Consider the following 13,648-nt stretch of genomic DNA (forward strand, 5'->3'; position numbering starts at 1 on the left):
TTTTTTTATCAGGTGCAAGATGTGAGGTAAGCTTTCTGTCACCTGAGCATCTGTGATATCTCGTAATGCCTTGACTCCCAACAAATGTGCCGCCTCTTCACACTCTGCACGGCGTTGGTTGTATCCGCTACTTGCCAAGGTGCGGGGTACACCGCTATCTATCACTAAAATCGTTGTTTTGTTGGGTAAAGGAAGTATATGACGTTCTAGAGTGCGGGTATCTAAAAACAAAATATGTTGAGTGTCCGCAAGACTAGAAGCCATTTGATCCATAATGCCGCATTGTACTCCTGCATAGTGAATTTCTGCTTGTTGGGCAAGTTGGGCAATTTCCACATCATCTATAGGGAGATGTAAAAGTTGGCGAATTGCTCGGAGTGTTGCGACTTCTAATGCTGCACTGCTAGATAAACCAGAACCTATAGGAACTGATGATTGGACATACACATTCAGCGAAGGAATCGTGTATCCTGCTTGTTTCAAAATTTCAATACAACCAAAAATATAACTGGCAAATCCAGAAGGACTATGATGAATATCTAAAATACTGACATGTTCTTGAAGATTGGCGGAATAAAAATGGTGTTGTCCATCATCACTGAAACTTAACTGTACCGTTGTATGTTGAGGAATCGCTGTTGGCAGCACAAAACCATCGTTGTAATCGGTATGTTCGCCCAGTAAATTCACCCTTCCCGGTGCATTAGCTTGAGTTACTGATAATGTGCCGAATATTTGGAGAAAATCCATAAGTATTTTTTAATAGAAAATTAATTAAATATTGCACATCTGTCTAGAGGTTTAACTTTTTAGAAAAACCTAAGTAGATGATATTTGCGAATGTTTATGAGGTTATATTCTAACTCTGTTTTATTGCTCATAACATTGTATAACTTGATAAAATTTCCTAGAAAAGCTTCCAAGTATTAACAATTACAGACTAACTTCATATTAGATAACTCTTTGAGCAGAACCAACGTTGAAACTAAGGTAATTCTTCAGGCTGATGTATTGATAAGTTAATTTTTAGAAAAATAGCAGCAACAAAGCCAACAATATGGCAAAAAAAGTCTATGCAATTTTTAACAAATCACACGGAAACAAAAGAAAATCAATCTAATTACATTAATCCTGACAATTCCGGCGAGAACCGCTAACTCAGGTGCAGAAGGATAGTGTAATCACTAAACAAGATTTGCCAAATAAGCGATTACGTTATGACTTAACTTTGGTAATCTTGAGTGCTTGCTTATTTGTCACTGCCATTTACTACGGAATTATTAACCCCTAATCTCGCTTTCCTGAACAGAGTAAATGTTATTTCTGATATGGGACACATCATCATTGTGTCCCTTTGATTTTTCTACATTTCCAAAGGTACTGCACGCAATCTTCCATCCACCTCAACATTAGGAAAGTTAGAGTCAAAAGTCAGGTTTTCTAGCTTTTTATTCTTGAGGATGACAAAAGTATCTTCAACCTTCGCTCCTGATAAACTAGGATTCCAAGCGATCGCCATATTTTCTGTTAAAAAGTCGTTTGTTAGTGGATTGGCGACAATCTCTCTGGCTAAATAGCCTGTAGTTCCTCCTTGGTGATGTTCGTGGATAGCATTGGGGAAACCATGCTGTTCATAAGCTTGGGCTAGTGCAGAATAAACTGCGTCAAGAGTTATTCCCGGCTGAGATGTAGATAGGGCGATGGCTTCTATTTCTCACACATGACGATGTAATTCAGCTTCATTTTTTGAAAGGCTACCAAAACAAACAAAGCGCGTGAGGTTGGCATATAAACCATATCCTCTAGCGCAAAATACTAACATTGCCTGCCTTCCAAGTTTTTCTCCGGTTGGGGTAGCATGACGATACAAAGGTAAACGTCTGTCTCCAGCTACCAGTGTCAGCGCTGGATGTAAACCTCTAGCCCACAATGCTTCTGCACCTGCACCCGCTAATTGATATTCTGTCCAGGTAGGACGAGCAGCTTTGAGTACTTCTGTCATCGCTGCGCTGGCTTTTTGTCCGACTTGGCGATCTGCGTCTGTCTGAGGTGTTGAAACCCAATCTTCATCAGCCAATAGTCGCTGTGGTTGAGGTTGGTAGTCAAAATCGTACATTAGCGATCGCAACTACCACAACCTGTAACTTTATACCGAAACTGGCATTTCCAGATTTACAGCCACCGCTTGTAACTCTTTTGCCTTCTCCTCCGGTAAAGCATCATTCGCAAACATCCCGGCGGCGAGTTCTGTTCCCGCCAAATACTTCAGCCTTTCACTGGTACGATAGGGTGGATAAAACTGGGCGTGTAAGTGGGCTTCGGGATGGGCTAATCCGTCAGTTGGCGCACCAAACCAAGCCATTAAATAAGGAAATGGGCGATTCCACAAACCGTCATATTTGAGAGTGACGGTTTTTAATGCTTTGGCAAGTCCCCAACGTTGTGCTGGATTAAGTTCCATAAAACTGCTAACTGGCTGTTTAGGCGCAATCCAAACTTCATAAGGATAACGAGCGCACACGGGGACGAAGGCGATCGCATCTTCATCTTGATAAATAATTCGTTGGTTGTCGGCAATTTCCTGCTGAATTAAATCTTGCAGTAAACCCCGCCTATGTTCTTGATAATACTCCTGTTGCATTGCTAACATCCGCGCTGGCACAGGGGGAACGAAAGGATATGCGTAAATCTGTCCATGTGGATGGTGCAAAGTTACACCAACTTCTACACCTTTGTTTTCAAAGGGCAACACATATTGAATCTGCGGATTTGCCCCTAGTTCGCGGGTGCGATCGCCCCACACTTCCAACAGCAAATCCAGGTGCGCCAATTCTAGGGAACTGAGGGAAGCACTGGCATTTTGAGTAAAAACAACTACCTCACAAGCTCCATTGGCGGGTAACGTTTCCACAATGGTTTCCGGTGGATTGTTGGCTGTGAGGCTCATGGAGGGAAAGCGGTTATCGAACACTGCCACGTCATACTTACCTTGGGGAAGTTCTGTGGGAAACTTCGGGTTGGTGGTAGGTGCCAGGGGGTTATATTCTGGGGGCGGCATGAAAGTCCGGCCTTGACGGTGACTAGCGTAGGCTACCCATTCGCCTCGCAAGGGATGCCAGCGTAGATGGGGATTGGCTTGTACTGGCTCATGACTGGGGCTAGTAGCTTCTAACTGACTAGTAATTGGGTAACGACTATATAAGGTGAGTTTGCGTCCGTCGGGCTTTAACAGCTTGTGGGAGTACATAATCCTTGTCCTGAGAGGGTGGCAGCGCGGATTGCTTCGATAGGGAATTTCGGTGTGCGATCGCTGTACAATAAACCGTTAGCTTCTTGGAAGGTATCTGTGAATTGTGTGTAACAGAAACCGCTAAATAGTTCAATGTCATTGACTGTTTCCAGCAAGGCAGCATATTTCATTTCTAGTTCGGAGATACTTGAGCAGTTTTCATATCCCCAAGCTTGATCCGCGTGAGGTTGATCCAGAGGCGCATAGGCAATCCCACCAAACTCGGTTAACATGACTGGTTGTCAGTAATCTGTACCAAAAATTACTATAGATTCCCTTTTACCTAAAGCAGCTTGTAAAACTAAGGGAATGAGATGAGTTTCGGGGATATGATCTTCGCCTAGCAATCCATTGGGTTCAGCCCCGGCGGCATTAAAATAACGAAAGCTGACAGACTTGAGATTGTAAGCAATATCAAAATCTGACAAAATTCTTTCTACCATCCACTTAGTAGTAGCATAAGGACTAATGGGGCTTTGCGGATGGTCTTCAGTTAAAGGAATAAATTGCGGTACACCATAAAGAGCGCAAGTAGAAGAGAAGATAAATTTATTAATTGATGCCGCTAACATTGCTTCTAACAGCGTCAAAGTACCGACAACATTATTGCGATAATATTTAGCTGGCTCAGTTACAGATTCACCCACAGCAATATAAGCAGCAAAGTGCATAACTGCGGCTATATTATGTGTAGCAAATAGTTGATCGAGAAGAGGGCGATCGCTCATATCCCCTACAATCAGCTTAACCTGCAAAACTTCCTCGACAATTTCTCGATGCCCATTTGAAAGATTATCTAGGACAATAACCTCATACCCTGCGGTTTTTAGAGCTAATACTGCATGAGAGCCAATATATCCGGCTCCCCCTGTAACTAAAATAGTTGACATAATTAAAAATTAACGAATACAAGTTAGTGAATTGTGAATGTGAAGCAACACATTGTGAATGTGAAGCAACGCATTGCAATTGCGAAGCAACGCATTATAAATGCAAAGCAACGCATTGCAATTGCAAGTCAATACATTGTGAATGCGAAGCAACACATTAGGATTGCAAGATGGTAAATATTGAATGGCTAGTTTTTAGTTATTTCCTCAAAGTAGCGAGACATAGCACTGTCGAGGCAAGGCATAATTTCACCGCGATCGCTACCGAGTACACTGTAAATTGGGCGGGGAGCAATTAAACCTAGTTCTTGTGTAGGTAACGCAATCAAATTACTCACACTCACACCTGCGTGTTTTGCTGCTAGTCGGGCTAAATCAGCCCACGCGATCGCACTTTTATTAGCCAAATGCTACAAACCGCTTTCACCATCAATTAATAAATCGAGACTAGTATGAACAAGATCCGGGATGTATGTAGGTGAAATAATGGCATCTTCAGCCACAACAAATTTATTTCCCGGCTCTGGACGATGCCACCATCCTGGTGTATTAAGTAATGGATGATAAGGTTGATTACCTGTAGCTAAATCACGAACTAATTTAGCGATCGCAGTTGGTCTAGGCTGGGGAGAACGTAAATCAAATACGCCTGGTTCGTAATAGCCTGCGGAACGAGTTACTAAGCTATTCCAGTCGTAACTACCTAAAAGCGCCCAAGCTGTAATAGCACGAATATCTACACCTTCAGCTTGTAATTTCTGTACAGCATTCCAAGCTTCGTATAACCAACGTAATTGTTCCTCACGGGTACAGCTAAGGTGAATTTCCGTCACAGCCATTGGTAAGTTGTAACGTTCCCAAACTTCTTGCAGTAATGTGTACACACCTGCAACACTATCGGTACAAACTCGCACCGCCTCAACATCAGCATATTTGTCCCACCCATTACCACCATGCGTCCAAGTTGGATAATTTTCTAGATGCTCATCTAAAAAGCGATCGCTTGTAAGGTAATGATTAATGCCAATAATATCTGGTGGACAGTAAATATTTTGACAAACTTCTTCCAGATCCGTCTCGCTCAAACCACAATAAAGTAAGTAACCCCACATAGAATGAGTTGGGGTAATGCGACCACATAATAAATCAAAGCTTAACCAACGCCGTTCATTTTCAAATTCTGCTTGATAAGCTAGTTTTGCTGTAGTGTAAGTTTTACCTAAGTCTTCCGTTTGTACAAGTTGAGCATGAGGATTAATTTCTCGAATTGCTTGCATTGAAAATGCGATCGCTCGACACTCCACTAATAAAGCACGGGCAAAAGTTACATTATCCCGTCCGTGAGGATACCAGTGACCATACATCCCACTAAATCTTGCTGTTGTTAGTGGTTCGTTAATGGGAGTGTAATATCTGATCCAAGGATATCGCTCGGCAACTGCACGGGCAAACTCAGCTAATTTTTGCGGAAATTCTGGATCTATTAAACTGGTATCACGGGGGCCGCTACCATGATGGACTAATCCGACAATTGGCTAATCAAAAAGGGATTACTACCCCAACTACTTTAAGCCCAAAATATCAGGCTGCGATCGCCAGACTCTCACAATTTTCTGGCGGAGATTTTGACCAAGCATATAAAGAAGAAGCTGGGATTAACTTACATACAGAATATTTTGTTGTGCAACGACGTGAGTCACAACTTGGACAAGACTCAGATTTACAGGCATTTGCTACTAAAAATATACCCATTACCCTGAGACACTTACAAATGGGGCAACGCTTGTTAACTCAAGCCACTCCGCAATCAAGCAAGGGTAATTAATTTCCCTAATTGAAACTAGAACTGAAGTTAAATTCAGTCACAATATACCAACTTTATCTATTTTTTCCCAAGGTAAATCTAGATCCATCCTTCCTACATGGCCATAAACTGCAAGTTGGCGATAAAAACCACCTGGATGAATTGTCGGTAAATGTCTTAAATTAAATTGTTTAATAATTCCTGCCAAGCGAAAATCAAAATGCTTTTCTAATAAATTAGTAATTTCTTCGTCAGAGATTTTCCCTGTGCCAAAAGTTTCTACTTGAACACTCACAGGACGAGACAAACCAATGGAATAACTGAGTTGCACTTCACATTCATCTGCAAGTTTGGCAGCAACGACATTTTTAGCTGCATAACGGGCAATATAAGCGCCTATCCTATCTATCCTAATTGGGTCTTTGCCACTCAAAGCTGAACCACTATGTTTAGAATATTCGCCGTAGGTATCGATCGCGTTTTTTCTGCCAGTTAAGCCAGAATGGACTGCTGGCCCACCTTTAATAAATGCGCCATCGGGATTAATAAATATTCTAGTTTTGGCATCGGGTCGAATTTCTTCATTCTCAAAAACAGGATTAATTACTATTTCTTTAATATCATCTTGTAATTGCTGTAAATCAGGTTTACCTGCTTTATTTTGACTGGCAATTACAGTAATACTATGTATTCTATCAGGACGGCGATTTCGATATTCTACTCCGACTTGAGTTTTACCATCAGGTGTTAGATAGGGTAATATATTTCTGTGTCTAACTTCACTTAATTGTCTGGCTAATTTATGGGCCAACCAAATTGGCAGAGGCATTAGGGTATAAGTTTGATTACAAGCAAAACCAAAGACTGTTACTTGATTTGTCACGGTAATTTTTTCTATCTCTTCATCAGATAAATTATGCTCATCAAATAAGTGAGTTTGGCTGGCTGGCAATTCTCGCAAGCTGGTCAAAATACTACAAGTTTTGCTATTAAATTCTTTTTGTTCGTAACCAATTTGTTCAATTACTTGTCTGGCAATATTGGTAAAGTCTACATTGGCATTTGGTTCAAATCGGGCAGCAATAAATAATATGCCTGTGGAAGCAGCACATTCGGTAATGACTCTGGCGTAGGGGTCTTGTTGTAAGAATCGGTCTACTATGGCATCACTGATTTGATCACACAATTTATCAGGATGTCCTTCGGTGACTGATTCTGATGTGAACATGAAGTCTTTTTTCATAATATTTAGTGTATTGGCGCGACATTTTTTTAACGAACCGCAAAGGACACAAAGTTCGCAAAGAAAGAGGAAAATCAGAGGAATAGCATTGCTTTATCTCAGAAGGCAAATTTGATGGATTACTAGCCTCAAGTATGAATACTAAGATTACTTAATCTTCTTCCTTTGTGTCCTTTGCGTCCTACCCTGCGGGAAGCCGCTGACGCGTCTATGTGGTTCGTTTTTTTTAGTTAACAAAACTCTAGAGTTACAGATTATTATCTGGCATAAGTAATGGTGGAACACCATTGATATTTGGCTGAATATTCTTTGTTGATTCGCTTAACAATAAAGGCCACAAAGCACTACCAATGATGACAGCAGTATCCACAAAGTTAATTGGGGTAATCTTTAAGAGATTTCTTAAAGGTGGCAGAGCGATCGCTAAAATTTGAATAGCAAAGGAACCAACAATGGCAGCATTTAAATAGCTATTACGTGGGAGTTTTTCTTTGCTAAATAGGCTGTGATGTTCGGAACGACAACTAATTGTATGCAGCAATTGGCTTGAGGTCAGGGTGAAAAAGGCAATTGTACTAGCTTGGGGGCTAAAACCATATCTGCGGAGGGCGTAGGCGTAAGCGAGTAAGGTACTAACAGATAATCCGGCGGACTCAAAGACGATTCGACCAAAGTCGGATTTTTTAATGATTGGTTCGTCGGGGTTGCGTGGTGGTTGACTCAAAACTTCTGGTTCTGGGGCTTCCATCGCTAAGGATAAACCAGGGAAGATGTCGGTAACTAAGTTTAGCCAGAGTAATTGAATTGCATTTAAGGGTTCGCCAATACCTGCTGCGGTGGCGGTGGTCATCACCATGATTTCGCTGAGGTTGGTGGCGAGGAGGAAATGTACAGATTTGCGGATGTTGTTGTATATTGTCCTTCCGCGACTGACGGCGACAATCATGGTTTCGAGTCGGTCGTCTTCCAGGACGATATCTGCAACTTCTCTGGCGACATCTGTACCGCCTTTCCCCATAGCCACACCAACTTGGGCGGCTTTTAAGGCGGGTGCATCGTTAATACCATCTCCGGTCATAGCGACGACTTTCCCGGCGGCTTGCAAGGCTTGGACTATTTGCAGTTTATTGCTGGGACTGATGCGGGCGAAGACATCTACTTTGTCGCTGAGGGCGGTTAAGGCTGCGGGGGTGAGATTATTGAGGTTGCTGGAGTCGAGAATTTCTAATTGTTGTTCTTGACTTAATTCTAATTCTTTGGCGATCGCGTAAGCTGTGGGGCTTTGGTCGCCGGTAATCATCACGGTGGCGATACCGGCTTGATGAAAGTCGCTAATAAGTTGTTTTGCACCTTTGCGGATGGGGTCGGCCATACCGACTAAACCCAACCAAATCAAGTCTAATTCATGATTATTATTGCTTTGAAACTCGTTAATGTGGTTGTAGGCTACACCTAATACTCGTAATGCTTTCCCTGCCATGCGATCATTTTCTATAGCGATCGCTCTTTTATCTGCTGGGGTTAATTCTACTATTTCTCCATGTTTTACCCATGTTTGGCAAAGTTCCACCACTTCGGCGGGGCTACCTTTAACGGCGACAAACTTTTTCTCATCATGAATTTGATGAATTGTACTCATCAGGTTGCGATTTTCTGACCGCAGGTTGGTTTGCACTAGAGGATACTTTTGTTTGAGGTCGATGATATCTACCCCAGAACTAATGGCCATGTAAATCAGGGCGTTTTCGGTGGCTGAACCGATAACTTCATACTTACCATTTCCCTCGCGGCTGACTTGGCTTTCGTTGCAGAGAACTGAGACATGAATTAGTTTTAATAGTTCATCGTTGTGATAGGGATTAATTTTTTGTTCCCCTGTGATAAATTCTCCGTCTGCAACTTTGATGTTGTGGGTGTTGCTTTGAATTTCCACGACTGACATTTTATTTTCTGTCAGTGTCCCGGTTTTATCCAGACAAATTGTCTGGACTGAACCCAAGGCTTCAACTGCACTCAAACTCCGCACTAGAACGCGGTTGCGGCGCATATCGCGGATACCCAGGGCGAGGGTGGTAGTAGCGACGGTGGGTAAGCCTTCGGGAACCGCAGCCACGGCGAGGGAAATGGATGATTTCAACATCTGTACTAAGCCGTATCCTCGCCACACACCCAAACCGAAGACTAAACCACAAATACCCATACTGATTAATACCAACTGGCTGCCTACTTGGTCTAGTTGTTTGGCGAGGGGTGTTTCCATTGCGGTGGCTTCGCCCACAAGTTGCTGGATATTGCCCATTTCGGTAGATTGACCTGTGGCGACCACTACCGCCAGTCCTTGACCACCTGTGACAAAAGTGCCTTTATAGGCCATGTTCACGCGATCGCCTAATGGGATATCTTCACCTATAAGCAAATCATCAGTTTTAGTTACAGGCAGACTCTCCCCAGTTAAGGCAGATTCATCAATACTCAGGTTATCTGCTGCAATTAAACGGGAATCTGCGGAGACATAAGTGCCTGGTTTGAGGGCTAAAATATCGCCTAAAACTACATTTTCTGTGGGGATTTCTTGCAGGTTGCTGTCTCTAATTACCCAAGTTGATGCAGGTTCTCGATTTTTGAGAGAGTGAATGATTTTTTCTGATTGGCTTTCTGTGGTATAACCAATTGCCGCATTGAGAATTACTACGCCTAAAATTACCGCCGCATCAATCACTCCACCCGTGAAAATTGACACCCCCGCCGCCACTCCGAGTAATGCCACTGGCAGAGATTTAAATTGTTCAATAATAATGCTGAAATCGGAGCGTGTTTCTGTATGCGAGAGGACATTAGAACCATATTTTTGCAGATTGGCGCTGGCTGATGCACTGGATAATCCATCAGTTGGCGAGGTATGTAATTGGTGAACCACTTTATTAACTGGCAGTAAATACCAATCTTCTCCCTTTTGTTGTTGGGTATTAGTAATAGTTGGTTTACTTACTTTTAATTTTTTCTCGCTTTTATTTGCTGCAATTAACTTGGTTTTTTCTTTGTATGTTAATAAAACTTTTTCAATAAGAGTGCCTATGTCTTTATAGCTTTTTTCTTGGGGAAAATAAACCAAAATTTTGCTGGTTAAAGGATTAGCATTCACCAACTTTATTTCTGGATAATTTCCTAGCGATCGCTCCAGATAATTTTTGAGTTCTGCTGAATTGTGAAGTTCTTCTATTTTATATCTAGCTCTGCCTTTAACTTTAGTATGTATTGCTTGAATCACTGCAATTTTTGCCCCCGTGTTTGCTCTTGCAAAACTGCAATTTTTAAATGTATCTCCATTGTCAAATTATAGATGATGAAACTCTCATTGCTGTTAACAGCAATGTTAAGAGTTTCAAAGTTTATCCCTTAATAATCAGGCTCAATTGATTAATTTTTATTTACATTTATTCGCTGTGATTCCTCAGTAACGTTAAGTTTTATGAAACTATCAAAGGCAAACCATGCTAATATATACCAAGATATCTCTCCAAACTTAAATCCTTGTTTGATTAACTGAGTAAGGGCAAATAAACCAAGACCTAAAGGTACTATCAATCGCAAATCAGCGGCACCGTTAGTCATTGTGTAAACATCGGCATTAAAATCAGACATTACATTTAACAAATCTTTAGCGATCGCTGATTTCCCGTCTGTTAAATAAATTGGAGAAGTTGAGCCATTTCTATAATTAACTTCCTCGGTTGTTGGTCGAGTGCGAACATCGCCTGTTACGGCTGCGACTGTTTCTTGATAACTTTGAGATAGATTTATACCTTCTTTAATAGCCGTTTGGACTAGAGGTTGTTTGATAACTTCAGCTATTAGGACAATTATCGGTGAAAAAATAATCGCGGTCAAACCGTCAACAATTTCTGGTAAATTCACTTTTTCCCAATCAAAGGTAGACTCCATAGTCATATCTCCTCTAGCAGCGACTAATCACTATAGAAGCGTAATCAAACTATTAGCTATTTCCATCGTCCAAAAGTCACAGACATAATTTTAAATTTCCATCTCTAGCATTACTTATGTTTGAGTAATTCAGCTTTTTGACTTCTCTAAGGATGCCGAAATATATTAGTCTATCCAGCAAAATTCTGTCTTTAGACTCAAGTAATCAGCGTAAGTAAATGTTAAGAATAAAAAATAGATTACACCAGAATCAAATATTGGTTGTAATCCATAAAATCTAGGTAAATAAATTAAGAGAAAAAGGTGTTATGGCAATTTCCACAAACAGCGATCGCCAAATTCAAGAACTGCAAACCTTAATTAAAGGTATTGACTATGGGATGTTGACCACAGTCAATGATGATGGTAGTTTGCACAGTTGTCCAATGCACTCTATTGATGAACTAGATACAGATGGGACACTCTGGTTTTTTACTAGCGCTAATTCTCATAGAGTTAGTGAAATTGAACATAATCAGCAAGTGAATGTTAGCTTTACATCATCGCAAAATCAGCGTTATATTTCTATTTCTGGCACAGCACAACTACTACAAGACCGCCAAAAAATGGCAGAGTTATGGAAACCAGAATTACAAACTTGGTTTTCTCAAGGATTAAATGAACCAGATTTAGCTTTACTCAAAGTGAGTATTAAACAAGCTGATTATTGGGATAGTCGTTCTAGCTATCATCCCCAACATATAAACTTGTCTTGAATATCATCCATTTAAAACAGGAGGGTAATAATTTTATGCCCTATCAACAAATTGATGAATTACCAGATGCAGTAAAAGACCACTTACCCAAACACGCCCAAGAAATCTTTCGGGCTGCATTTAATAGTGCAGTAAGAGAATATGATAACGAAGAAAGTGCTTTCCGGGTGGCGTGGAGTGCGGTAAAGCGTGATTACAAAAAAGGCGAAGATGGTCAGTGGTACAAAAAATCAAATAATTAACATGTAATTGATTTTACTGCTGGTCAAAATAAGTGCCAAAAAGCTCTTTCTTTAGTTAGACGCTAACAAAAGTCATAAAAGTTATTTTTCTTACTGGCAGTAGTAGTAAACTTCGATCCTGGGGATTTAAACAAACAATAGTAAAATTCTTGAGCATTCAAGATGAGTAACTAAAAGTTTGTCATGTTCCCAGGTTATTTCGTATTTTTAAACATCATCAACAAGATTCGTTTTGAGAATTTAGTTCTGGCTCACTTTGCAGATGGGTATGATTGATATGCTGAATTAAGCTTTCCGCCATCTCCACAGCCACAATCATTAATTGCTGTTCCATCTTTCCATATCCTCCTTCATCGCTAACCTGGGGGTAAATGTGAGGGTTAGATAGCATGGCGGCTAGTAGTTGAGTCGCAGTTTCTTTTAATTCATACATTTGTAAATTCACACCCTAATTACCTCCGGTTCCCAGCTTTGTCCTGATTCTAAAAAGTGCAGCACTATCTGTCCTCCGACTAACGGGGCGACATCTTAATTTAAAATATCTATCATTAGGTGGGCGCTTTTTTAGCTAAAATGTAAGTCTCCACTTGAAAACGTGCTACTCTGTTCCCTGTTACTTAGCTCAAATATGTTTAGTAATCAAACCAGATTCTTCATCTCTGGCAATGCAATTAAGCAAAAACTCATAATAGATATATAGCGTTTCTCATTTTAGTGGTGTACATTTCTTTAATGTCAGAGATTAAAGGCTGGGGAAGATCTACTTAATTAGATTGGTAATTGCTATATGAAAAAACGCTATTTTTTAGAGGCTGGTGCCGTATTAACAGGTGCAGCCTTATTATCACAGTTTATTAATCCAAGAGGAGAAATCGTGGCAAGTTCTAACACTGAGTTTGAAGTTACCAAATCTGAAGATGAATGGAGCAAAATATTAACAAAAGAACAGTTTTATGTTTTGCGTAAACATGGAACTGAACGTGCTTTCACCAGTCCCCTTGATAAGGAGTATGCACAAGGTACTTATGTGTGTGCGGCTTGTGACTTACCACTGTTTAAATCAGATACCAAATTTAACAGCGGTACTGGCTGGCCAAGTTTCTTTCAACCCATTGAAGGTGCGATCGCTACTACTGTAGATAGGTCGTTGTTTATGACGCGTACAGAAGTACATTGTAGGCGTTGTGGTGGACATTTAGGCCATGTATTTGCTGATGGCCCTGCACCTACAGGTCAACGCTATTGTATGAATGGTGTGTCGTTGAAGTTTATCCCTGCTTAACTAATCAAAGTGCGATCGCTTCTATAACTCAATAGCCCAAAAGCCCAGTTTTCTAAAAAACTGGGCTTCTGCTTTTTTACGAATTATTAAAAATACAGCTATTTTTAATAAAAATATACTTACGTATTGTATCTCTATCTTATACCAAGTTGAAAAATATTGGCAATATAATATATTAATTAAATGCGTCACAACTCTAAA

Annotated in this window: 15 protein-coding genes and 1 pseudogene; 4 read left to right on the forward strand and 12 right to left on the reverse strand. The window is 40.7% G+C overall.

Translation table 11 applies throughout. The features are described from left to right. From NCWK1_RS05235 to NCWK1_RS05265, 8 genes and pseudogenes are all read right to left on the reverse strand, one after another. On the reverse strand, positions 1-750 hold a 750-nt coding region (locus tag NCWK1_RS05235), incomplete at its 3' end, for a galactokinase (protein WP_103123978.1). A gap of 613 nt (positions 751-1,363) precedes the next feature. Further along, a complete protein-coding gene (locus NCWK1_RS30025; protein ID WP_245894824.1) occupies positions 1,364-1,519 on the reverse strand; it encodes a hypothetical protein in 156 nt (51 codons plus the stop codon). Positions 1,520-1,714: 195 nt separating this feature from the next. Continuing rightward, positions 1,715-2,116, reverse strand: a complete 402-nt coding sequence (locus tag NCWK1_RS30030) for a M24 family metallopeptidase (RefSeq protein WP_245894825.1) — start codon at positions 2,114-2,116, stop codon at positions 1,715-1,717. A 30-nt stretch (positions 2,117-2,146) separates the two neighbouring features. Beyond that, positions 2,147-3,247 (reverse strand): galactose-1-phosphate uridylyltransferase, encoded by a 1,101-nt coding sequence (gene galT / locus NCWK1_RS05250; RefSeq protein ID WP_103123979.1) that lies wholly within the window; start codon positions 3,245-3,247, stop codon positions 2,147-2,149. Next, a complete protein-coding gene (locus NCWK1_RS05255; protein WP_245894826.1) occupies positions 3,226-3,522 on the reverse strand; it encodes a hypothetical protein in 297 nt (98 codons plus the stop codon). Before NCWK1_RS05255 ends, galT begins: the two co-directional genes overlap by 22 nt. Before the next feature lie 12 nt (positions 3,523-3,534). Further along, a pseudogene (gene galE, locus NCWK1_RS05260) lies at positions 3,535-4,179 on the reverse strand (UDP-glucose 4-epimerase GalE); the annotation flags it as partial. A gap of 188 nt (positions 4,180-4,367) precedes the next feature. Then, complete coding sequence (locus NCWK1_RS30035) at positions 4,368-4,586, reverse strand: SDR family oxidoreductase (RefSeq protein ID WP_245894827.1); 219 nt, start codon at positions 4,584-4,586, stop codon at positions 4,368-4,370. 3 nt (positions 4,587-4,589) lie between these two features. After that, positions 4,590-5,711, reverse strand: coding sequence for a family 1 glycosylhydrolase (locus NCWK1_RS05265; RefSeq protein WP_340641196.1), 1,122 nt, complete (start codon positions 5,709-5,711; stop codon positions 4,590-4,592). On the opposite strand from NCWK1_RS05265, the gene NCWK1_RS05270 reads away from it, so the two are divergent. Then, a complete protein-coding gene (locus NCWK1_RS05270) occupies positions 5,711-6,004 on the forward strand; it encodes a DUF4142 domain-containing protein (protein ID WP_245894828.1) in 294 nt (97 codons plus the stop codon). The two genes, NCWK1_RS05265 and NCWK1_RS05270, sit on opposite strands and share 1 nt — an antisense overlap. A 37-nt stretch (positions 6,005-6,041) precedes the next feature. On the opposite strand, the gene metK is transcribed toward NCWK1_RS05270, so the two are convergent. From metK to NCWK1_RS05285, 3 genes are all read right to left on the reverse strand, one after another. After that, complete coding sequence (gene metK, locus NCWK1_RS05275) at positions 6,042-7,226, reverse strand: methionine adenosyltransferase (RefSeq protein ID WP_103123981.1); 1,185 nt, start codon at positions 7,224-7,226, stop codon at positions 6,042-6,044. Between the two features lie 247 nt (positions 7,227-7,473). Then, positions 7,474-10,494 carry a cation-translocating P-type ATPase gene (locus NCWK1_RS05280; RefSeq protein WP_103123982.1) on the reverse strand — a complete coding sequence of 1,007 codons (3,021 nt, stop codon included), beginning with the start codon at positions 10,492-10,494 and terminating at the stop codon, positions 7,474-7,476. 149 nt (positions 10,495-10,643) lie between these two features. Beyond that, positions 10,644-11,168 (reverse strand): DUF5132 domain-containing protein, encoded by a 525-nt coding sequence (locus tag NCWK1_RS05285; protein ID WP_103123983.1) that lies wholly within the window; start codon positions 11,166-11,168, stop codon positions 10,644-10,646. Positions 11,169-11,476: 308 nt separating this feature from the next. Between NCWK1_RS05285 and NCWK1_RS05290 the strand changes: the two genes are divergently transcribed. Together NCWK1_RS05290 and NCWK1_RS05295 are read left to right on the forward strand one after the other, a co-directional pair. Continuing rightward, entirely contained in the window at positions 11,477-11,923 is a 447-nt protein-coding gene (locus NCWK1_RS05290; RefSeq protein ID WP_103123984.1) for a pyridoxamine 5'-phosphate oxidase family protein, read from the forward strand. Between the two features lie 35 nt (positions 11,924-11,958). Beyond that, a complete protein-coding gene (locus tag NCWK1_RS05295; protein WP_103123985.1) occupies positions 11,959-12,165 on the forward strand; it encodes a ChaB family protein in 207 nt (68 codons plus the stop codon). Between the two features lie 217 nt (positions 12,166-12,382). Here NCWK1_RS05295 and NCWK1_RS05300 read toward each other — a convergent pair whose 3' ends face one another. Next, positions 12,383-12,610 (reverse strand): hypothetical protein, encoded by a 228-nt coding sequence (locus tag NCWK1_RS05300; RefSeq protein WP_096580921.1) that lies wholly within the window; start codon positions 12,608-12,610, stop codon positions 12,383-12,385. A 342-nt stretch (positions 12,611-12,952) separates the two neighbouring features. Between NCWK1_RS05300 and msrB the strand changes: the two genes are divergently transcribed. Then, on the forward strand, positions 12,953-13,447 hold the full coding sequence (msrB, locus tag NCWK1_RS05305) for a peptide-methionine (R)-S-oxide reductase MsrB (protein WP_096580923.1): 495 nt from the start codon (positions 12,953-12,955) through the stop codon (positions 13,445-13,447). Positions 13,448-13,648: the final 201 nt, after the last annotated feature.

Source organism: Nostoc cycadae WK-1, from assembly GCF_002897135.1.
GTDB lineage: Bacteria > Cyanobacteriota > Cyanobacteriia > Cyanobacteriales > Nostocaceae > Nostoc_B.